This window comes from Halanaerobium saccharolyticum, from assembly GCF_004362045.1.
GTDB classification, from domain to species: domain Bacteria; phylum Bacillota; class Halanaerobiia; order Halanaerobiales; family Halanaerobiaceae; genus Halanaerobium; species Halanaerobium saccharolyticum_C.
The window spans coordinates 15,901-38,024 of the sequence record NZ_SNWX01000027.1 but is presented as its reverse complement, the minus strand read 5'-3'; the positions used below and the strand labels follow the sequence as shown (position 1 = coordinate 38,024).

Sequence of the window (22,124 nt, the reverse complement as noted above, 5' to 3'; positions counted from 1 at the left end):
AAATCTGACTAAGAATAATTTCTCATTTAAATCATATTGAAAGTTTTATACTGTCTTCCCTGATTTACTATCCAGGGATAATTAATCTTATAATCCTCTTTAGAAGGTAAGAGTAAATAATTAATATTTAATATTCCATTCAAATATATATTTTCACTCTCAAAATTTTGCTGCTGGTTATGACCATAAAGATTAATATCTGCATTTTGAGGTAAATTTTCCGGATAGTGAGCAAGACCAATCTTCACCCCATCTAACTCTATTATACTTCCTTCAGCCATAATTTCACTTCTGTTTTTATTATTTTCGATAACTTTAATATCATCATGATTTCCTGGTATATAAATAATTCTGGCTGCTGTCAATTTTTCTAAATTGCTGATAAACTCAGCTGACTTTCTCTGATATTTATCCAGCATTTCATCTCCAGAATCTTCCAGCTTTAAATTATCTACCAGATCTCCTGTATGAATTATTACATCAGGCTGACTATAGCTCAACATTTTATAAATATGAGAATAAATTGATTCTGGTGTATCACTAATATGCATTATTTTTAATTCATTTGAACTGTGAAACTCATCTGGTAATTTATAACGGTTTTTAAAATCCGAAATTCCAGTGCTGAAATCCCTAAAAACCTTTTTGATTACTGAAGTCATAAAACCACTCCTCTGCTGCTCTGCTGTCTGCTGATTGACTTCATAATTATATTCTTTTGATTATCTTTAATTATAATACTCTGGCAGTTAAAATTCAAGTAAAATTTTAACTCTACCAGCTTCAAATCATTTTGGCTGTTTTAATCAATCCAGCTAATTAAAACTTGGCCAGTGCTTTTCCTTTTAAATAATTAAATGATCGACCCTGATAAGTATTGCGCTCGTTCATCCTTTTGATTATCAAATCATGGATCTCCCACCAGGGAGTATCCCAGTTTTCAAAAATTGTTTCATCACCAGGTGCTCTGCCGATTAAACGCTGGACAGCTATATCTGGAGCCAGATTTTCTAAAAACAAAATTACTCGATCAATATATTCATCCAGTGAACAAATTTCAAGCTCTCCATCTTTAAATTGCTTTGCAAAAACAGAGTTTTCCCTGATATAAAGTGCATGTAGTTTAACATGATTGACTTCCAGAGCTGATAAAATTCGGGCGCCCTCAACAACATCTTCCCGATCATCACCCGGTAAATTTAAAATCATATGTGCTCCAACCTCAACTTTAAATCTTTTTGCGGTTAAAACTGCGTCAATAAACTCTGCCAGGCCGTGCTGTCTGTTCACTTTTTTTAAAGTTTTATAATTTACAGTCTGCAGTCCAAACTCAAAGGCCAATTCAATTTCTGAAGAAACTTCCAGCAGAGAACTTTTTAAAGCTGAAATGTATCTCTCGTTGATCGCATCCGGTCTGGTTGAAAAATATACGGCAGCAACTCCTTCAATCTCTGCCGCTTCTCTGGCATATTCCTGCAATTTATCCAGTGGTAAGTAAGTATTAGTATAATTTTGAAAATAAGCAATAAATTGATCTACACCATAACGTTCTCCAATATATTCTCTATTTTCCAGCAGCTGATTTCTAACTGACATATCATCAGGCAGCATTTCAAAATCTGCCCCTTCCTCACCACAAAAATAACATCCTTCTGTTGCAAAACTGCCGTCTCGATTGGGACAGGTAGTTGGTAGATTTACAGGCAGTTTGTATGTTTTCTTTCCGTATTTATCTTTTAAAAACTGTGAATATTTATAATATGGTTCTTCCATTTCTACACCCCTCAAACTGTCTTCTTTAACTCTGAAAGTCGTTCTTCTCTCTTTTTTAAATAATTAATTACACTTTTTTGACTGCGGTTTAATATTAGATTTCTATCAAAATCCTCACTTTCAAAAATAAAATTGAGGCTTGAATATTCTCCAATTTCATCATGAAAATGAGCATCACTGTTTACTGCCAGTTTAAATCCATATTTTTTGGCCAGTTTTAATAATCTCAGTGATTCACTTTTTATACCCCTGGTGTGATCTTTTTTAGGACTGTAAGAACTTGCATTCAGCTCCAAAATAACATTATTTTCGGCAGCTGCTCTGGCAACCCTCTCTAAATCAAGTGGATATTCTCTCTGTACAGGATGGGTAATCATATCAAGATGCGGATTTTCCATGGCCCTGATTGTAGCCTCAGTATAATCTTTCTTATTTTTTAAATTATGTCCTGTTAAACGATGAATCCCGGCAGAAACAAATTCCAGACGCTCCAGCTCTTCTGCTGCTAAATCTAGTTTTCCCTCATCTAAGATATTGGCTTCTACACCTTTAATAATTCTAACCCCATACAATTTATCAGGTACAATAGAAAAATTACCAAAGTGATAGATATGAGGACCACCGGGCATCTGTGGACCGTGATCAGTTACGGCAATTAATTTTATACCTTTAGTAAAAGCACCCTTAGCCATTTCGTCAACTGTGGAATAGGCATGGCCGCTTGCTACTGTATGAGTATGCAGATCAGTATCTATTTTTAACACATTAACACTTCCCTTCATTATTCTACTTATAAACTTATAAAAGTCGGGTTAATTATACATTAATATTCTACTAATTATCTGTAAACATTTTAACAGGCCTTCAGCCTAAAAGCAAATTAAACTTGTTTTACCCCAGGTATTTTGCACTATTTTAAAATATTAGCTATAAAATAGAAAAAGCCCCCTTGAGGGAGCCTTAATTCTGACTTAATATTTTAGTTAAGAAATTTTGAATTCTTTCTGATTCAGGATTGACAAATATTTTTTCGGGAACCGTGTCACTAATAATCTGACCATGATCCATAAAAAATACTCGATCAGAAACATCTCTGGCAAAGCCCATCTCATGAGTTACAATTAGCATTGTAATATTTTCCTCAGCTAAATCTCTGATTACAGTCAGCACTTCTCCAACCAGTTCGGGATCTAAAGAGGAAGTAGGCTCATCAAAGAGCATAATATCAGGTTCCATTGCCAGAGCTCTGGCAATAGCAACTCGCTGCTTCTGTCCCCCGGATAATTGGGCCGGATAACTGTCTTTTTTATCAGAAAGTCCAACTTTTTTTAATAAGGCTGCTGCATTTTCTTTAGCAGCAGATTTTTTGATACCCTTTACCACCAGCGGAGCTTCGATTAAATTACCCATCACAGTTTTATGAGGAAAAAGATTAAAGCCCTGAAAAACCATACCCATTTTTTGATAGGCTTTTTTGCCGGATTCCCTGACTGAAATTCCTTCAATATATAATTCACCTGAATTAATTTCTTCCAGGCCAATTAGTGAACGCAGCAGTGTGCTTTTACCGGAACCGGAAGGACCAATTATCGAAATGGCCTCTCCCTGCTCTACTTCAAAAGAGATACCAGAAAGCACCTCAAGCTCACCAAAGCTTTTATAAATATCTTTTGCTTTTATCATTTCCAAAATTATCACCTATTCGTAAACAGAATATTTTTCTTCTAATTTGCGGAATACTGTAACAATAACTGAGCTGATTATTAAATAAAAAACTGCAGCTATTATAAAAGGAATTATAGAAAAATCTCTTGTTACAGCAACCTTGGCTGCGCGTAATAAATCACCCAGTCCAATCACAGCTACTAAAGCACTATCTTTAACCAGATTTATGGCTTCATTACTGGTAGCAGGCAAAATTCTTTTTACAGTCTGCGGTATTATAATTCTGCTCATTGTCTGTCTATAGTTCATCCCTAAAACCTTTGCTGCTTCGTATTGACCTTCATTGATAGATTCAATTCCACCTCTAAAAATTTCGGTAAAATAAGCTCCATAATTAACAATAAAGGTCAAAGCTGCAGCCGGAAAAGGCTGTAAAGTTATACCCAGAACCGGCAGTCCATAATAGGCAAAAAACAGCTGTAATAAAAGAGGAGTTCCTCTAAAGACCCAGGTATAAAACGATAAAATTGATTCCAGAAGTGGTATTTTTGAAATCTTACCCAGGGCTCCTGCTATACCTAAAATTACAGAAAAAATAGCTGTGACCAAATAAAGCTGGAAGGTAATTAAACTACCTTCCAGAATATATCCTGATACGTTTATTATATAATCAAACAAATAAATGCCTCCTACTTAAGCACAATATCTTCTCCAAACCATTTTTGGGAAATCTCAGCTGCTGTTCCATCTGCTATCATTTCATCTAAAGCATTATTCAGAGCTTTTCTAAATGAATCTGCATCCTCACGAACACCAACCCCATACTTTTCAGCTCCAAAGTTATCTTCTAATACTTTAAACTGTCCCGGACGCTTACTCATATAATAGCGTCCCACAATCACATCTAAAACAACTGCCTGAACTCTTCCGGTCTGTAAATCCATTAAAGCTTCAGTATTATTAGAGAATTTGCGTAATTCTTCAAAAGTTGCCAGTACTTTCGGCTCAGATTCCACTGCACTAACAGCACTACTTCCGAGCTGAATTCCCACAACTTTACCGGCCAGATCTTCTTTACTATCAATTTCACTATCTGCCTGAACTACAATACTCTGGGAATTTTCAAGATAAGGTTGAGTAAAGTCAATACTCTCTTCTCTTTCGGGAGTGATTGTTAAACCATTCCAGATTACATCGATCATCCCGTTTTTAAGACTTAAAATAACTCCATCCCAGTCAACAGCTTTAAATTCTACATCAACACCGATTCTTTTGGCTGCTTCTTTTGCTAAATCTATATCAAAACCAACTATTTCTCCACTTTGACTTCTAAAACCCATTGGCGGAAAACTATCATCAAGTCCAACTACCATTTTACCTTTTTCCCTGATTTGAGCCAGTGAATCCTGGGCCATTACATTACCACCAATTAATAATACTGCTAAAACCAAGACTACAAAAATATTTAATAAATTTTTTTTCACTATTTTTCCCCCTCGATTTCTTTTATACTATTATACTTTATTACTTTATCGTTGTAAAGTGATAAGGTAAAAAAATATAAATAAACTAGACTTTATTTTTTAAATCTAGAAAGACTCCAAAAAAAATAGGAGGCCGAATTAAAATCCGCCCTCCATGATTTATATAATTTTACTTTGATTTACTTAAGATGTGCCTTACCTCTATAAACTAAACCTCTAACACCATCGACAGTGATTACTTCTCCATCTTTAAAGTCATCACTAATATCACCTGTATTAACTACCACAGGAATACCGATATTAAGACCAACAATTGCTGGATGTGAAGTTAAACCTCCACTGAAGGTAACTACTGCAGCTGCTTTCTTCATTGCAGGTACAAAGTCGCGATCAGTCATCGGAGCAATCATAATGTCTCCTTCTTCAATCTTGGCCATTGCTTCTTCTGCGGTTTTAACAAGCTTAGCTTTACCAACTGCTATACTCTTACCAATTCCCTGACCATCAGCAACTGGTTTACCTACAACATCTACTTTGATTAAGTTAGTTGTACCAGAAATACCAACTGGAGTACCGGCAGTAATTGTTACCAGATCTCCTTCATCAATTAACTTGTGTTCAAGAGCTGTAGAAATGGCATTATCCATCATTTCATCAGTTGTAGAACTTCTGGCAGCAAGTAGTGGAGAAACTCCCCAGGTCATTGCCAGCTGATGTAATACTCTCTTATTTGGAGTAACAGCAATAATGGGTGTCTGTGGTCTATATTTAGAAACTGTACGGGCTGTTAGACCAGAACCTGTTGATGTAATAACTGCTTCTGCACCAAGTTCTTCGGCAGTCTGACAGGTAGCAAGTGAAATTGCAGCAGTAACAGAATCAGCTGCGAATTCATATTTACCGGCAAACTTTTCTTTATAACTTTCAGAATTCTCGACTTCTTTAGCAATCTGAGCCATAGTTTTTACTGATTCTACAGGATATTTACCGGCTGCAGATTCTCCAGATAACATTGTTGCATCTGTTCCATCATAAATAGCATTTGCCACATCAGAAGCCTCAGCTCTAGTTGGTCGAGGATTTCTAATCATAGAATCAAGCATCTGGGTTGCTGTAATTACAGGTTTTGAAGCTTCATTACTCTTTCTAATCATTATTTTCTGGACTATTGGTACCTTTTCTGCAGGAATTTCTACTCCCAGGTCACCACGGGCAACCATGATTCCATCTGCTACTTCTAAGATAGAATCCAGGTTTTCTACACCTTCCTGGTTTTCTATTTTAGCAATAATAAAAATATCTTCATTACCTGTTTCTTCTAAAATTTTACGGATTTCAATAACATCATTGGCTTTACGCACAAAAGATGCAGCAATAAAATGAATTCCCTGTTCTACACCAAAGCGGATATCAGAAATATCTTTTTCAGTTAAAGGTGGTAAGCTCACCTTAACACCTGGCAGGTTAACACCTTTACGGGAACCCAGTTCTCCCCCGTTAACAACTCTGGTAATTACATTTTCACCATCAATTGCTGTAACTTCAAGCTCAATTAGGCCATCATCAATTAAAATTTTATTTCCTACTTCCATATCCTGAGCTAAATCTTTATAGGAGACAGAAATCATTTCAGTTGTACCCTCAACATCTTCTTTTGTAACCACAAGTTCAGTATCTGCTTCTAACTGAATCTTGTCACCCTTCATTTCTCCAGTTCTAATCTCCGGGCCTTTGGTATCAAGCATGATACCTACAGTTTTACCTGTTTCTTTTTCTGCTGCTTTAACCATGTCCATTCTCTGTTTATGTTCAGCATGATCTCCATGAGAGAAGTTCATACGGGCCACATCCATCCCGGCCTCTACAACTTCCTTAATAATTTCTTTATCATTTGTCGCTGGTCCTAAAGTACATACTATCTTCGTTTTTCTCATATTAACCTCCCAATTATTAACTTACATTGATAAAATATTTGCTAAATTATAAATATCCATATTTATGGTTTCAGTCTTTTTAATTGCATCTGCAACTTCACAACAGCCAATTGAATTATCTTTATAGGTAACCATCTTATCTCTCTTACCTGCCAGTAAAAGGTCAATAGCTTTACCACCCATACGGCTGGCAACAATTCTATCTGTTGCTGTAGGACTTCCCCCGCGCTGCAGATGGCCTAAAATGGTTACTCTGGTTTCCATGCCTGTTCTTTCTCTAATCAAATCTCCCATAGCCATCCCGGGACTTCCATTGTATTCACTTAAATCAGCAAATGGTGCTTTGACGCCCTCTGCAATTAAAATCAGACTGTGTAACTTACCTCTATCAAATCCTTGTGTAATTTTATCACAAACCTGCTGTGGTGTAAAATCTATTTCGGGAACTAAGATATATTCAGCTCCACCAGCCAGACCGGTCATTAATGCTAAATAGCCCGAATCACGTCCCATACATTCAATTACAAAGGTTCTCTCATGAGAGGTGGCAGTATCTCTAATCTTGTTGATTGCATCCAGGATTGTATTCATGGCTGTATCAACACCAATTGTATAATCAGTACAGGATAAATCATTATCGATAGTACCCGGAATACCAACTGCCTTAATATCACTTTCAGCATTAATTTTCTGCACACCTTTTAAAGAACCATCACCCCCAATTACAACCAGGGCATCTATACCTTCTTCTTTCATATTAGCATAAGCTTTTTTTCTACCCTCTTCTGTTTTAAATTCTTCACAGCGGGCTGATAGTAAAATTGTTCCTCCACGCTGGACGATATCTGCAACAGATCCCCTGTGCATTGGGAAAAAATCTTTTTCAATTAAACCCTTATATCCATGTTTTACACCAACTACTTCCAGACCTTTGTAGATAGCTGTTCGCACTACAGATCTGATAGCAGGGTTCATTCCTGGAGCATCTCCTCCACTTGTCAGTACTGCTATTTTTTTCATTTCTATACCTCCAATTAAATATTTGTATGTAAACAGGAATAGGCTTCTTCAGCTTCAATTGCCGGAACCTTAATCTGATAACTACCGGCTCCAGCATCATCAACCTGAACCATAAAGCCTTCTTTTTCCATAATTTTTAAAATATTATCAGCTTCCTCTTTCGAAGAAGCTATATATACAACCTGCCACATTTGTAAGCTCCTTTCAATTTTCCGACAATTAGAAACATCTATCGGAAACCAAAGCTATTATTTACCTTCAGAATTAACTTTACCGTGTTTGCTCATTATCTCTGCTTTGCCTCGAATTTTCATTGCAGAAACATTTTCGGTAAACTGAGCAGCCAGGATTTCTCCCTTATCCAATTTTTCTGTATGATTAAATTTAGTATCCTTGCCTCTGGTTAAACCAATAATTGTAACCCCATCTTCCAGAGCCTTAATTAAAATATAATCAGCATTAACATCCATAGTTTTTCCTCCTTTACCCACTTAATAATATAATAAGCTAAAAAGCATTGTCAAGAATTTTTGATATTTTTAAGATAAAGTTTGCCAAATTTATCACATTTTTTCGACCAACAGTCAAAGAAATGAAGAGTTTAAGCTTAGATAAATTTATACTCTGATTTTTTTAAAGCTCTTTCTAATTCATTTTGAGTCTGCTGACTCATATTAATATTGTACTTATCAGCAGTTATGATTAGCCTGTTATTCCTTTTCAACAGAACCGAAACATTACCTTCTTTTTTTAAGAGATATCTTTTTAACTTAACAATCCTATTTTTAGGCAGCTCAGAAATATCAATTAATAGTAATTTATCTTTTAAAGAAATTACTTTTTTTGCAATCAGCTGCTCATCACTTTTTTCACCGTAAATTAAAAGGCCTCGATTTTCTTCTAAATCAAAGTTTATTTTTTTAAATAAGTCAGAAAAAACTATTACCTCAATTTTTTCTTCCCGGTCACTGACTGTTAAAAATGCCATTTTATTGTTGCGTTTGGTAATATGTTCTTTATAATTTATTAAATAGGCTGCTGTCAATACTTTCTGCCCTTCTGGCACTTGCAAAACTTTATTAATCGAATAAGTGTTTAAGTGCCGTAGTTTATCCTGATACTGGTCAAGAGGATGAGCTGAAAGATAAATCCCCAGAAATTCTTTTTCCTGTTCCAGGATAGTTTCGGTCTTTAATTCCTCTACCTCAGTATAATTTAAGTCTTCTTCTAAAAATTCATTCTGATCTTCAAATAACTCTGCAAAAGACTGCTGTCCCTGCGCCCGATGTTTTGATAAATTATTATATTTATTGTATAAATCCTCAAAGTTCAAAAGCAGTGAAGCCCTGCTGACAGAAATCTGATCAAAGGCACCTGCTTTTATAAAAGCTTCCAGACTCTGTACATTAATTGCTGAAATGTCAACTCTTTTCAAAAAATCGATCAAAGAAGTAAATTCTTTTTCTTTTCTTGCCTTTATTAAAGCGTTAATTGTTCCAGAACCCACATTTTTGATTGCCTTCAGTCCATAACGAATTTGTCCCTCATTTTCAGCAGTAAAATCATGGTAGCTTTGATTGATATCAGGTGGTAAAATATCCAGATTAATTTCCCGTGAAGCTTTAATATAATCTGAAATTTTATCCTGATTGCCCATCACAGAAGAAAATAAAGCGGCCATAAATTCAGCCGGGTAATGATATTTTAGATAGGCAGTCTGATAGGCTAAAAATGCATAGGCAGTTGAGTGTGATTTATTAAAACCATAACCAGCAAAATACTCCATCTGGTCGAAAATTTCCTGAGCAGTTTCTTCCGCAATCCCCCGCTCTACTGCCCCTTTAACAAATTTTTCTCTTTCGGCTGCAACCAGTTTTAATTTCTTTTTACCCATTCCTCGACGTAAAAGATCCGCCTCACCCATACTGTAACCGGCTAGAGTACTTGCAATTTCCATAACCTGTTCCTGATATAAAATCATTCCAAAGGTTTCTTCTAGTATAGGCTTTAATTTAGGATGTAAATATTCTGCTTCTTTTTTGCCGTGCCTGATAGCAATAAAATCATCTACAATATTACTGCCTAAAGGACCAGGACGCCCCAGGGCCAGCATGGCAATTAAATCATTAAAGCGCTCCGGCTTCATTTTTTTATTTAAAGACTGAAATAAATAAGATTCCATCTGAAAAACACCAGCTGTCTTTCCAGTTGAAAGAAACTGGTATACATCTGGATCGTCAAGTGGAAGATTATCGATATCTATATTTTCACCATGACGCTCATCGATCAATTTAAGAGTATTTTTGATTACTGTTAAATTTCTTAATCCTAAAAAGTCCATCTTTAAAAGTCCCAGAGCTTCCAGATCACCCATCGGCAGCTGGGTAATTACACTCTCATCCTGCTTCTGCAGCGGAACTATCTGGGCCAGCGGTTCAGCCCCAATGATAACTCCGGCTGCATGAGTCGAAATATGGCGCGGTAGGCCTTCAACCCCTCTAGCATAATCAAGCAGTTCTTTAATTTCTCCATCATTTTGATAAAGCTCCTGCAGTTTATTTTGATCTTTCATTGACTGTTCTATACCTTTGCGAGAAGAAATTAATTTTGCCACCCGATCAACTTTTCCGTAGGGAATAGCCAGAGCTCTACCGACATCTCTGACTGCTGCCCGGGCCGCCATAGTCCCGAAAGTTCCAATCTGAGCCACCCGTTCTGTCCCATATCTCTGCTTAACATATTCAATAATCTGATCCCGATTCTCATCAAAATCGATATCAATATCGGGCATTGTTACCCTTTCTGGATTTAAAAAGCGCTCAAAAATTAAGCCGTATTTTAAAGGATTAACTTTGGTGATATTTAAAAGATAGGCAACTAAACTCCCGGCAGCTGAACCCCGACCGGGACCAACCATAATTTGATTATCCTCTGCATATTTTACAAAATCATAGACAATTAAAAAATAGGCCGCATAACCCATCTCAAAAATTATCCTGAGCTCATATTTGAGCCTTTCCACAGCTTCCTGATTTGAAGACATATCTTTTGCTTTTAAGCCTTTAAAACATAATTTTTTCAGCAGATCCTCCGGAGATTTTTCTTCCCCCAGATCCGGATATTCGGGCAGATAAAAATGATTAAAATCAAGATCAACCTCAACCCGATCCGCAATCCGGACAGTATTTTGATAGGCAGAATCAAGTTCCGGGAAAAGTTCCCGCATCTCAGTCGGTGTTTTATAATAAAATTCTTCTCCACTAAAGGTCATCCTATTTTCATCATCCACAGTTGTCCCGGTCTGCAGAGCCAGTAAAATATCCTGCAGTTCTGCATCTTCTTTATTTAGATAGTGGCTGTCATTAGTAACGACAGCAGGAATATTATTTTCCCGGCTTAACTTTAGTAAACCCTGGGCTGCTTCTTTCTCCTGCTGCAGATTATGGTCCTGCAGCTCTAAAAAGAAATTTTCTTTACCAAAAATAGCCTGATAATCAGAGGCGGCCTTTTGGGCCAGATCATAATTACCGTTAAGTAAAAGCTGCGGGATTTCTCCCTGCAGACAGGCAGATAAACAAATTAAACCCTGACTGTATTCTGCCAGCAGCTCTTTATCAACCCGGGGTTTATAATAAAACCCCTCCAGCCAGGCTTTAGAAACCAGCTGAATTAAATTGTGATATCCCTGCTTGTTCTGAGCCAGCAGCACCAGATGATAGCGCTTACGGCTCTTTTCAAAGCGGCTGCCCGGTGACAGATAAATTTCTGCCCCAATAATCGGTTTAATTCCCTCTTTTTTTGCTTTTCTATAAAAATCAATCATGCCATAGAGCACACCGTGATCGGTAATCGCAGCTGCTGGCATCTCATATTCTTTTGTTTTTTTGATTAAGGAATCCACTCTAATTGCTCCATCCAGCAGACTAAAGGCTGTATGATTGTGAAGATGGACAAAATCGGACATTTAAATCATTCCTTTTAAATTTATACTTGTAAAATCTTGAGTTTTTTTGTATAATATAATCAAATGTTAATTTAGGAGGTGCAAGTATGAAAGAAGAAGTACAAAAATATATTGATAAAATCAGACCAAGTCTTCAGGCTGATGGCGGAGATGTTGAATTAGTCGAAGTAACTGAAGATGGAGTCGTTAAAGTAAAACTTTTAGGAGCCTGTAGTGGTTGTCCAATGTCAACCTTAACCATAAAAAATGGTATTGAAAGAACTTTAAAACAAAATGTTGACGGAGTTCAGGAAGTACAATCTGTTTAATTTAGTTCAACAAATTAAAGTTTTTAACATTTAAATAAAAAAAGATTTTAAAAGCATCCTCAGGTGGGGATGCTTTTTTAAATTTATTTTTCGCTGTCTTCCGCCTCTGCTGTTTCACTATATTCTTCTGAATCAGCCGCTGCGGAATTTTCATTTTCAGGCTGCAGTTCTTCCTCTGGAATTCCAACTTCAATATCAGAAAATATAATTTTCTGGATATCCTGAATTGTCTGGCTTAAAGCATATTCTGCCTCTAAATATTTTTTTACATTATTATTAATCTCAATAAAATTCTGCAGGTTCTGCAGTCTCTCTTTATCTTCCTGGCTCAATTCTTCTCCTGACATCCTCTTACTCTGCATCTCCATCATCAAATTTTGATAATCCAGCAGCATTTTTTTAGAGCCCTCTTTTTCCATCACTTTTTCGCGTAAGTCCTGATACTTTTGATATTCATCGGAATTCTTTAACTTTCTCTGCAGTCTTCTTGCAGTATCATGTACTGACATTAAGATTCCTCCTTCAAAATTTTAATTTCAGCTTTTATTTCTTCTTCAATTTCTATTATACCAAATGTATAATTTTTTTCCAGTCGTTTATCAGTTGGTGAGCCCGGATTAAAAAATAATTTATCACTTAAACGTTCATTAAAAGGCCGATGTGTATGACCAAAGACAATAATATCACTATCCACAAATGTGTAATTTAAACCCTGAAGAATATTTTTACCCCGAAATTGATGGCCGTGAATCACAGAAATTTTCTGACCGGCAGCTTCAAAAGTTAATTTATCTTTTAATTTCTTCTGTAAGGGGTAACTGTCTCTGTTGCCGGCAACAGTTTTAACTTCGGCAATCGATTTTAATTTATTTAAATATCGTTCTTCACAGTGGTCACCAGCATGAATAATTAAGTCAACTTTTCTTAATTCTGCAATTAATTCTTCCGGAAAATCTTGATCTGTATTGGGTAAATGGGTATCTGAAATAACTCCTATTCTCATTTTTTATTAAACCTCCATTAATTTGAAAAAAGCAGCTTCGCCAGCAGTGGATATTTAATTTCTACTGCATCATAGGGACAAAGTTCCTGACAGCAGAAACAGCGAATACATGTCTCCAACTCCACTTCTGGAAAATTATCAACCATTGTAATTGCCTCAGGTGGGCAGTTTTCAGCACAGTTTCGACAGCCTACACAATTTTCTTCTTTGAAAACTGGTTTAGGACGCAAAAATTTCTCTATAATATCTGATAAAAAATTAGGTAATTTTGCATCAAGCAGATTATTTTCCTTTTCGATTTTTGGAATTTTAACATTAGTTAACGGCTCAATCTGATCCCCTCTAAGTTCTAAATTATCCCTGTTGATAAACTGATCAGCCAGTGCGGCTTTAATTGAAGGAACTTTTTCTTCCGGTGTAATTCCCATCAGTCTGACAGCTGCCAGATCAAGATAATACGGGGAAGTAGAAGCCAGTAAATAATTAAACTCCCGCGGCTGCCCATTAGAAGGACCCTCTCCCTCCATACCTACAACTGCATCCATAATTGTTAATTCTGGAGCAACAAGTGCTGCCAGATCATTTAACATCCGCGAGAAATCATCAACTGACTGCATCCGCAGATGGTATTCTGCTTTCAAAACTCCCGGAATACAGCCAAAAAGATTTTTGACTGCACCTGTATACATTGTTAAACCATGAGTTTTTAACTTTGGTAAGTTGATTACTAAATCAGCAGCTTCTAAATAAGAGACCAGCTGAAAAGATTTATTGATCTTCCCTGCTCGATATTCATGTTTTTGAGAATCAGTATTATAATTCAATTTCAAATTTTCTACAGCAGCCATCTCATAAAGACCAGATTTCTGATATGCTCTTTTGAGTAATTTTTCATTAAAAGGACCACCTGGACTATCGGCAATAACTACCTCTGCTCCTAGCGCTTTAACCTTTCTAGCCAGAGCCCTTATAAATTCAGGATTGGTAGTTACAGCTTCCTCCGGCGCCTTGCCCATTAAAAGATTTGTCTTAAAAACTACCTGATCACCGGCCTGGATAAAATTTTCCAATCCCCCAAGCTCCTGCAGCAAAATATCCAACTTTTCAGAAAGTTCTTCTGCCTGATAACTATAACATTTTTTAGCAGCCACAATAGTCATTTTTTACCTTCTTTCGTTATTAAAAGTCAAATCACAGATAGAAAAAATTAAAACCGGCACTAAGGCCGGCTTATTTGCGTAATTTTATGGCTCAAATATAAACTGGACTGTCGCCAGCCAAAAATAATTTAAGAAACTTTTTCACTCTTTTTTTCATTACTTTTAGTTGAGCTTTTAGTAGAATTATTAGTTGAGCTTTTTTTATCCTGATTCACATAAAAATTAGATCCTTTAAAAATAATTCCCGGAGAACCGATAATCCTCTTAACCTCACCACTGCATTCCGGACATTCCTCTAAAGCATCCTCACTAATATTCTGAAATTCTTCAAATCTACCACATTTTTCGCATTCATATAAATATGTCGGCATTTTTATTCCTCCTTCATATCCTGTTTTCTAATTTGATTTTTATTCATTAACAATATTTAAATAACCCCAATAATTATAGAGCTGGATAAAGACAAACAAAGCAGCGATTAACCACTTAGAATGATAAATAAAATATCCAAGCCCTGCTGCCGAAGAGATGATTATAGCGGTTAAGACAAATTTTCTCTTAATCTTAATTTTTAAAATCTGCCAGGGTATTAATCCCAGCCCAATAAAAACACCAGAATCAACATTATAAATCAAACCGGCAATCCCAACTATTACAAATATAATTAATAGAAATAAATTCATAATTCAACCTCCAATTATGGAGTAACTTGATTCTTAAAATAATGACCAACTTTATAATAATATATCATAAGAATACCAGTCTTGGCAAGCTTTTTATCAAAAATATTGTTTCATTTGTATTTGATATATTCCGTAAAACACCCACAATTTTTAAGTTTTATTCAAAAAAGCAGCAGATTCTATATGGTAAGTCTGAGGAAAAAGATCTACAGGCTGAATTTCTACTAATTTATATTTTGATTTTAACCGCTTTAGATCTCTTGCCAGAGTAGCAGGATTACAGGAAATATAGATTATTTTTTCAAGCTTATTTTCCAGCAGCAAATTAATTGTTTTTTCATCCAGTCCTTTTCGGGGAGGATCAAAAATAATTGTATCAATTTGATCATTTTTTAGTAATTCCGGCAGTTTATCTTCTACTAGTCCCTGCTCAAATTCTACATTATTGATTTTATTTAATTCAGCATTAGCTCTGGCATCTTCCACAGCAGATTTTAAAGATTCAACTGCATAAATTTTTTCTGCCTGATCTGCCAGATAAAGAGCAATACTACCCGTACCGGAGAAAGCATCAATCACTCTCGCATTACCATCATCACCAAGATATTTTGCTGCTGTATCATATAACTTTTTGGCCTGCATGGTATTAACCTGAAAAAATGATCTGGCAGAAATTGAATAAGCTGTCTTACCAATATATTCAGTAATTTTATTTTCACCAGCCAGCAGAATATCCTCTTTACCAAAAATAACATTTGTATTTTTAGTATTTATATTTTGAACTACACCTTTTAACTCAGGAATTTTACGCACCAGAGTTCTGGCAATTAAATTTTTATCGATAAAGTCATCACCATTAGTGACCATTACCAGTAAGGCCTGATTGGTACAGGTTCCAACTCTAATCACCAGGTGCCGCAGCAGTCCACTTAATGTATTCTCATTATATACACTGAGCTGAAATTTATTTAATTCTTCCAGGGTGATTCTTAAAATTCTGTTGATTAAGGGATGCTGAATCAGACAGTCATGATTGGGCACAATCTCATGACTTCCTCTTTTATAAAATCCGGCAGTTATCTGACCTTCGTCATCTAAATCCAGGGGGAATTGAGCCTTATTTCGGTAGCGAAAATCATCATCTGCAGCCAGCACATCCCTTAATTTAAAGTCTTCAATTTTTGCGATCCGATTAATTAGCTGTTTAAGATTGTTCTGTTTAAATTCTAATTCTTTTTGGTAATTAATATGCTGAAGCTGACAGCCTCCACACTCATTATAAACTGGACAGGAAGCTTTGATCCTTCCTTCACCGGCTTCAACAACTTCTACTAACTCAGCAAAAGCATAATCTTTTTTAATCTTAGTGATTTTTGCTTTTACAAGATCTCCAGGTAAAGTTAGAGCAATAAAAACAGCCTTTCCATTCTCTGCTCTGGCCACTCCATCTCCACCATGGGCTAAATCTTCTATTTTAAAAGTTTTAATTTCATCTTTTTTCAAAATTGGCACTCCTCTATAATTATTATTGCTGTAATGTCCTTATAAAAGTTTATCACATAAAACTCCAGCTTAGCAAACTTTACAGCTTAATACTTCTATGGTAGAATAATTTGATAGAATATTTATGATTTAGAAACAAATAATTAAATTTAATTAATAACAATAGAACCTACAGATAACTAAAGCATTCCACAAGGAGGCAGTATTTTGAATTTTCAGGTGGTCATAACACAAATTATATCATTATTCCTATTAATTGCTGTTGGTTATTTTCTCAGGCGCAGCAAACATCTCGATAAAAAAGAAACCGGTGCCATCTCTAAGCTGCTTTTGGACTTAATTCTGCCCGCTATGTTAATTTCCTCTCTCCAAATTGAGATCACTGCTAAAATGCTGGGGGATTTTAAAGATTTATTTTTATACTGGATTGCTTTCTATTTAATTCTAATAGCAGCTGCCTCATTAATTGCCAGATTTTTCCCCATTTCCAGGGACAAAAAAATTGTACTTAAATTTTTCCTGATCTTTGGAAATGTTGGATATATGGGACTGCCGGTGATCGATGTCTTATTTCCAGAAAACGGTATTTTTTTCGGTTCGATTGGAGTTGTGGTCTTTAACATCTTTTTATGGACCTATGGGGCCAATCTGTTTTTGCGGGGAAATGACGAAAAAGAGATCAATTTAAGGGATATTTTTAATAACGGTGTAATTGCAATTATAATTGGCTTATTTTTAATGTTAACTGGTCTCAAACTTCCAGGTCCAATAATGACAGCTGTTGATATGCTGGCAGAAGCTACTTTTCCCCTTTCCATGCTGGTTATTGGGAGTGGGCTGGCCGAGATTAAAATATCAGGTATTTTTAAGGATTTAAATATTATTGCTTATTCAACTTTAAAACTATTAATAATTCCTGCTGCAGCTCTATTAATTTTAAATTACTTTAATATTGCTGATCCAATAAGAAGCATTTTAGTTTTACAAATAGCAATGCCAGCTGCCGCTAATGGAGTTATTTTCGCCGAAAGATATGAGGGTAATTATGTTTTTGCAGCTGAAAGTCTATTTTTATCTACTTTAATGGCAGCACTGAGCATTCCTGCAATTTCGTATTTGACAACATATTTTAAATAATAGATAACTGGAGGCAGTTAAAATGCAAAGTAATTCTCAAAAACTTGGTACAGAACCAATAATTCCGCTGCTGATAAGGCTTTCGATTCCCTCAATTATTGCTATGGCAATTCAGGCTTTATATAACGTAGTTGACAGTATTTATGTAGGAAGAATCAGCACTGATGCTCTTTCAGCTCTGTCTTTAGCTTTTCCGATTCAAATTATTTTAATTGGTATTGGAGTAGGTACCGGTGTTGGAGCCAGTTCATTAATTTCCAGACGACTGGGAGAAAACAATGAACATGCTGCTGTTAATGCAGCGGAACACAGTATTATGCTTTCTGTATTTTATGGAATAATAGTTGCTATTTTTGGTTTTTTGTTTTCTGATCAGATTCTGCAGTTATTTACAAACGAAGCTAATTTGATCAGGATGGGAAGTGAATATATCAAAATTATTTTAATTGGTTCTATAGCTATGTTTTTCCCGATGATTAGTAATAATATACTGCGGGGAGAGGGAAATACATTTACCCCAATGGTAGCCATGTTGATCGGCTCTGTTTTGAATATTATCCTTGACCCCTTTTTGATTTACGGACTCTGGATTTTTCCGGAAATGGGAGTAGCTGGAGCAGCAATTGCAACAGTAACTGCGCGTATAATTAGCGGCAGCTTTTTGATTTACATCTTACTTTTTAGCAAAAAAAATGAGCTTCAGATTTCTTTAAAAGATTTTTCTTTTGATTTTCAAATAATAAGAGATATTTATGTGGTTGGTTTTCCGGCAATGGTTATGCAGTTTCTGGCAAGTTTTATGCTGGGAGGAATGAATAAAATTCTGGCAGGTTTTGGCAGTACAGCAATTGCAGCTGCCGGTATTTATTTCAGGCTGCAGTCCTTTGTTTTTATGCCTGTTTTTGGTCTCAATCAGGGCTATATGCCAATTATGGGCTATAATTTTGGCCATAATAATCCTGAAAGAATGAAAAAGACTTTTAAATCTGCTCTATTAGTTGCTGTAACCTTTACAACTACAGGTTTTATTCTTTTTCAGACTGTTCCTGAATTATTAATTAAAATGTTTAATAGTGATCCAGAGCTGCTTAAGATTGGTACAGACGCCCTCAAAAAAATAAGTATTGCTTTCCCTGTTATCGGTCCTGCAATAATTATCTCAACTACTTTTCAGGCTCTGGGTAATGGATTCCCCAGTCTCGTTTTCTCTTTTTTACGGCAAATTGTTGTGCTGCTGCCGGTAATGTATTTTTTAGGACATTGGTTTGGTCTGGAGTACCTCTGGTTTGCTTTTCCAATCTCAGAAGCTGTCAGTATTTTCCCGGCTTCAATCTGGCTTAGATATAAATTTAAACGAATTTTTATAAATATGGAAGCAAAACAAAAAACTTAAAATGATTCTCTACCTTCAAAAAGATTGAAACATAATTTTTGAGATTAAAAATCCCCTGAGAAAGCTTTAAAAGCGCTGCCTTCTCAGGGGATATTAATTTAATAGTTTTCTTTTTTAATTAAGAATAAACTCCAAATCTATATTAAGTATTAAATTCACTATTTAAATAAAGAGACTCATATTTGATTCATCGGCTGAACCTAAGAAAGTTGCAACTCCTCCAACTTCTACGCCTGAAATTAATTCTTCTTTTTTAATACCCAGCATATCCATTGTCATCTGACAGGCAACAAGTCTGACTCCATTATCTACAGCGTCTTCAATCAATTCTTCCAGAGAATCAACACCCTTTTTCTCCATAATTCCCCTGATCATTTTGGGACCAATTCCCATCATGTTCATATTGGAAAGAGGAAGTTTTTTACTTCCCTGAGGCATCATTTTAGCAAACATTTTCTCCATCATATTTTTATCAGCATTTACAGGTCCATCTTTTCTTAAAACATTTAAACCCCAGAAGGTAAAGAATAAGGTTACCTGATTTCCCATAGCAGCTGCTCCATTAGCAATAATAAATGATGCTATTGCTTTATCCAGTTCCCCACTAAAAACTACCATAGTTTTTCCTTTTTTGACCGGCTCCGAAACGCTGTTATTAATTTTTTTACTTTCCTGCTTCAGATTATTAGCTTGGCCTTTTAAAAGTGTAACTTCAATTTTATCAGCAGCTTCCTCAATGCTTAAAACTGTATTGCCGGTGTTTTTAGCCCAGGCTTTAATGTCCTGCATAAAGCCAGGATCAGTTGCTGTCACTTCCAGAAGATCACCATTTTCCATTGTTTCCATCTTCTTATAAACCTGCATAATTGGACCCGGACACTGCAGACCGCAGGCATCAAGTTCTACCACTGTACCTCTAATATGTTTGAGCATATCTTTACCGACCTGTTTAGCCTCTTCTGGACTTTCTGCAGAATTATAGCTTGCTTCAGCTGGATCCTCAATAACCTTTTCCTGATCATCTTGAACAGCCTTATACAATTTATAGCCACCACTCAAATTACGGACTTTAGAAAACCCATTCTGCTGCATTATTCGCGCAGCGATATAGCCTCTTAAACCAATGGCACAATAAACTATATACTCTTTTGTCGGGTCAAGTTTATCTAAATTATCACGTAAATCATTTAAAGGAATATTAATTGAGTTCCCAAGCTCAATACTACCTAACTGGGTTTCGACTTCTTCTCGAACATCTAAAATAACAGTCTCCTCAAAATCAATATTCTCTAATTCCTGCCAGTAAGCAGTATCTACAACTCCTTTTAAGAGATTACCTGCAGCAAACCCGGCCATATTCACGGGATCCTTTGCTGAACCAAAGGGTGGGGCATAAGCAAGCTCCAGCTCCTGCAGATCAAAAACATCCATTTCCTGTCTGACTGCTGTCGCCAGAATATCGATTCTTTTGTCTACCCCATCATAACCGGCAATCTGTGCTCCCAGTACTCTACCATTTTCGGGAGCAAAAATTAATTTAATCATCATGGGTACTGCACCAGGATAATAACCGGCATGATTATTGGAATTGGTATGAATAACTTTATAATCCCATTTTAAATCCTGAAGTGTTTTCTCCGAAACCCCTGTGGAAGCAATTGACAGATCAAAAGCTTTAGCAATTGAAGTTCCCTGAGTACCCTTATATTTTTCTTTTCTGCCGCAGATATTATCTGCAGCTATTCTACCCTGTTTATTTGCAGGACCGGCCAGCGGAATTCGGGCAGGCTGACCTGTAACTAAATCTTTAACTTCAATTGCATCACCAATCGCATAAATACTGGGATCAGAGGTCTGCAGATATTCGTTTACTTTGATTCCCTTACTGCTTCCGATTTCCAGTCCAGCTTCTTCTGCCAGCTCAGTCAGGGGGCTAACTCCGATAGATAAAATGATCATATCAGTCTTAATTGTCCTGCCGCTCTGTAATTTTACTATTTTTCTCTCAGCAGCCGCTTCTACTGCTGCAATACCATCTCCCAGGTGAAGATCAATCCCTTTAGTTCTGAGATGGTTATGCAGCATTGCAGCCATTTCGTAATCTAAAGAACCCATTAACTGATCCATCATCTCAACCACTGAAACTTCAATTCCTCTTTCATGAAGATTTTCAGCCATTTCCAGGCCAATAAAACCTCCTCCAACCACTACCGCTCGTTTAGGTTTTTGATTATCTACAAAATTCTTAATCTTATCTGTATCTGGAATATTTCTCAGGGTAAAAACTTCTGGAAAATCCAGACCAGGAAGCGGCGGCTTAATAGGTTCTGCCCCGGGAGATAAAACCAATTTATCATAGCTTTCTTTGTATATTTCTCCAGTTTTTAAATCTTTAATCTCAACTGTTTTTTCCTCCCGCTTAATTTTTACAGCTTCATGTTGAATTCTAACATCAATCTTAAATCTGTCCTGCATTGATTGAGGTGTTTGAACTAAAAGCTTTTCCCTTTCCTCAATTACTTCTCCGATATGATATGGCAAACCACAATTGGCAAAGGAAATATGTTCTCCTTTTTCTAACATAATTATTTCAAGATCTTCATCCATTCTCCGCAGGCGAGCTGCAGTACTTGCTCCTCCAGCAACTCCACCCACTATTATTACTTTATCTGACATTTTATTCCTCCTAGATTTTTTTAATCTAAAATTATTTTTTATTTACTGATTTTTTTCGAAATCGCTGAGTACATTTATGATCTTCATAATTGTTTCATTGACAACATAATAATTTCTTTCCAGTCCATTTCTTTTACTATTCAAAATATTAGCTTCCCTTAATTTTGCTAAATGCTGGGATAATGTTGATTGCGGAATATTTAAACATTCCTGCATTTCTGAAACATTACATCCTTCTTCGGCCATTAAACCTTTAACAATCACCAGTCTCACTGGATGAGCCAGAGCTTTTAATAATTTTGCTTCTTTTTCTAAAATTTCTTCCTGGTCTTTCAAAACTTTTTTTCCTTGTTCACTTGTAAAAAAAGGCATTTTTCTACCTCCATTCTGAATTTGTATTGCTTTATCTAAATAATACGAT

Annotated in this window: 22 protein-coding genes; 3 read left to right on the top strand and 19 right to left on the bottom strand. The window is 35.9% G+C overall.

Annotated features, from left to right (window positions below; all coding sequences use genetic code 11):
• Positions 1–26 precede the first annotated feature (26 nt).
• The 11 genes from DFR79_RS12945 to DFR79_RS12900 form a co-directional block, all read right to left on the bottom strand.
• The gene (locus DFR79_RS12945; protein ID WP_133515899.1) at positions 27–662 is read right to left on the bottom strand and encodes a metallophosphoesterase family protein; all 636 of its coding nucleotides are present in this window, start codon (positions 660–662) and stop codon (positions 27–29) included.
• A gap of 157 nt (positions 663–819) precedes the next feature.
• Positions 820–1,773 carry a TIGR01212 family radical SAM protein gene (locus DFR79_RS12940; RefSeq protein ID WP_133515898.1) on the bottom strand — a complete coding sequence of 318 codons (954 nt, stop codon included), beginning with the start codon at positions 1,771–1,773 and terminating at the stop codon, positions 820–822.
• Between the two features lie 11 nt (positions 1,774–1,784).
• Entirely contained in the window at positions 1,785–2,537 is a 753-nt protein-coding gene (locus tag DFR79_RS12935; protein WP_133515897.1) for a phosphatase, read from the bottom strand.
• A gap of 196 nt (positions 2,538–2,733) precedes the next feature.
• Positions 2,734–3,456, bottom strand: coding sequence for an amino acid ABC transporter ATP-binding protein (locus tag DFR79_RS12930; RefSeq protein ID WP_133515896.1), 723 nt, complete (start codon positions 3,454–3,456; stop codon positions 2,734–2,736).
• A gap of 15 nt (positions 3,457–3,471) precedes the next feature.
• A complete protein-coding gene (locus DFR79_RS12925) occupies positions 3,472–4,116 on the bottom strand; it encodes an amino acid ABC transporter permease (protein ID WP_133515895.1) in 645 nt (214 codons plus the stop codon).
• An 11-nt stretch (positions 4,117–4,127) separates the two neighbouring features.
• Positions 4,128–4,925, bottom strand: coding sequence for a transporter substrate-binding domain-containing protein (locus DFR79_RS12920; protein WP_166638054.1), 798 nt, complete (start codon positions 4,923–4,925; stop codon positions 4,128–4,130).
• 176 nt (positions 4,926–5,101) lie between these two features.
• A complete protein-coding gene (gene pyk, locus DFR79_RS12915; protein WP_133515893.1) occupies positions 5,102–6,856 on the bottom strand; it encodes a pyruvate kinase in 1,755 nt (584 codons plus the stop codon).
• Between the two features lie 21 nt (positions 6,857–6,877).
• Positions 6,878–7,876, bottom strand: a complete 999-nt coding sequence (pfkA, locus tag DFR79_RS12910; protein ID WP_133515892.1) for a 6-phosphofructokinase — start codon at positions 7,874–7,876, stop codon at positions 6,878–6,880.
• 14 nt (positions 7,877–7,890) lie between these two features.
• Complete coding sequence (locus DFR79_RS16145) at positions 7,891–8,067, bottom strand: hypothetical protein (RefSeq protein ID WP_166638053.1); 177 nt, start codon at positions 8,065–8,067, stop codon at positions 7,891–7,893.
• A gap of 57 nt (positions 8,068–8,124) precedes the next feature.
• On the bottom strand, positions 8,125–8,346 hold the full coding sequence (gene mtrB, locus DFR79_RS12905) for a trp RNA-binding attenuation protein MtrB (RefSeq protein WP_108142719.1): 222 nt from the start codon (positions 8,344–8,346) through the stop codon (positions 8,125–8,127).
• A 137-nt stretch (positions 8,347–8,483) separates the two neighbouring features.
• Positions 8,484–11,840 carry a DNA polymerase III subunit alpha gene (locus DFR79_RS12900; protein ID WP_133515891.1) on the bottom strand — a complete coding sequence of 1,119 codons (3,357 nt, stop codon included), beginning with the start codon at positions 11,838–11,840 and terminating at the stop codon, positions 8,484–8,486.
• Positions 11,841–11,926: 86 nt separating this feature from the next.
• Between DFR79_RS12900 and DFR79_RS12895 the strand changes: the two genes are divergently transcribed.
• Positions 11,927–12,148: a NifU family protein gene (locus DFR79_RS12895; protein WP_133515890.1), complete on the top strand. Its 222-nt coding sequence runs from the start codon at positions 11,927–11,929 to the stop codon at positions 12,146–12,148.
• 83 nt (positions 12,149–12,231) lie between these two features.
• Here the strand turns inward: DFR79_RS12895 and DFR79_RS12890 are convergent, their stop codons facing one another.
• From DFR79_RS12890 to rlmD, 6 genes are all read right to left on the bottom strand, one after another.
• Positions 12,232–12,657, bottom strand: coding sequence for a YlbF family regulator (locus DFR79_RS12890; RefSeq protein WP_133515889.1), 426 nt, complete (start codon positions 12,655–12,657; stop codon positions 12,232–12,234).
• A complete protein-coding gene (locus tag DFR79_RS12885) occupies positions 12,657–13,151 on the bottom strand; it encodes a YfcE family phosphodiesterase (protein WP_133515888.1) in 495 nt (164 codons plus the stop codon). Before DFR79_RS12885 ends, DFR79_RS12890 begins: the two co-directional genes overlap by 1 nt.
• A gap of 17 nt (positions 13,152–13,168) precedes the next feature.
• Positions 13,169–14,311 carry a DUF362 domain-containing protein gene (locus DFR79_RS12880; RefSeq protein WP_133515887.1) on the bottom strand — a complete coding sequence of 381 codons (1,143 nt, stop codon included), beginning with the start codon at positions 14,309–14,311 and terminating at the stop codon, positions 13,169–13,171.
• Between the two features lie 128 nt (positions 14,312–14,439).
• A complete protein-coding gene (locus DFR79_RS12875; RefSeq protein WP_133515886.1) occupies positions 14,440–14,682 on the bottom strand; it encodes an FmdB family zinc ribbon protein in 243 nt (80 codons plus the stop codon).
• A gap of 39 nt (positions 14,683–14,721) precedes the next feature.
• Complete coding sequence (locus tag DFR79_RS12870; RefSeq protein ID WP_110300789.1) at positions 14,722–14,994, bottom strand: hypothetical protein; 273 nt, start codon at positions 14,992–14,994, stop codon at positions 14,722–14,724.
• Between the two features lie 150 nt (positions 14,995–15,144).
• Complete coding sequence (gene rlmD, locus DFR79_RS12865; RefSeq protein ID WP_432207099.1) at positions 15,145–16,506, bottom strand: 23S rRNA (uracil(1939)-C(5))-methyltransferase RlmD; 1,362 nt, start codon at positions 16,504–16,506, stop codon at positions 15,145–15,147.
• Between the two features lie 198 nt (positions 16,507–16,704).
• On the opposite strand from rlmD, the gene DFR79_RS12860 reads away from it, so the two are divergent.
• Both DFR79_RS12860 and DFR79_RS12855 read left to right on the top strand, forming a co-directional pair.
• The gene (locus tag DFR79_RS12860; RefSeq protein ID WP_133515884.1) at positions 16,705–17,634 is read left to right on the top strand and encodes an AEC family transporter; all 930 of its coding nucleotides are present in this window, start codon (positions 16,705–16,707) and stop codon (positions 17,632–17,634) included.
• A 22-nt stretch (positions 17,635–17,656) separates the two neighbouring features.
• Positions 17,657–19,027, top strand: coding sequence for an MATE family efflux transporter (locus DFR79_RS12855; protein ID WP_133515883.1), 1,371 nt, complete (start codon positions 17,657–17,659; stop codon positions 19,025–19,027).
• Between the two features lie 162 nt (positions 19,028–19,189).
• Here the strand turns inward: DFR79_RS12855 and DFR79_RS12850 are convergent, their stop codons facing one another.
• Positions 19,190–21,703, bottom strand: coding sequence for a CoA-disulfide reductase (locus DFR79_RS12850; protein WP_133515882.1), 2,514 nt, complete (start codon positions 21,701–21,703; stop codon positions 19,190–19,192).
• Between the two features lie 42 nt (positions 21,704–21,745).
• A complete protein-coding gene (locus tag DFR79_RS12845; RefSeq protein WP_133515881.1) occupies positions 21,746–22,075 on the bottom strand; it encodes an ArsR/SmtB family transcription factor in 330 nt (109 codons plus the stop codon).
• Positions 22,076–22,124 lie beyond the last annotated feature (49 nt).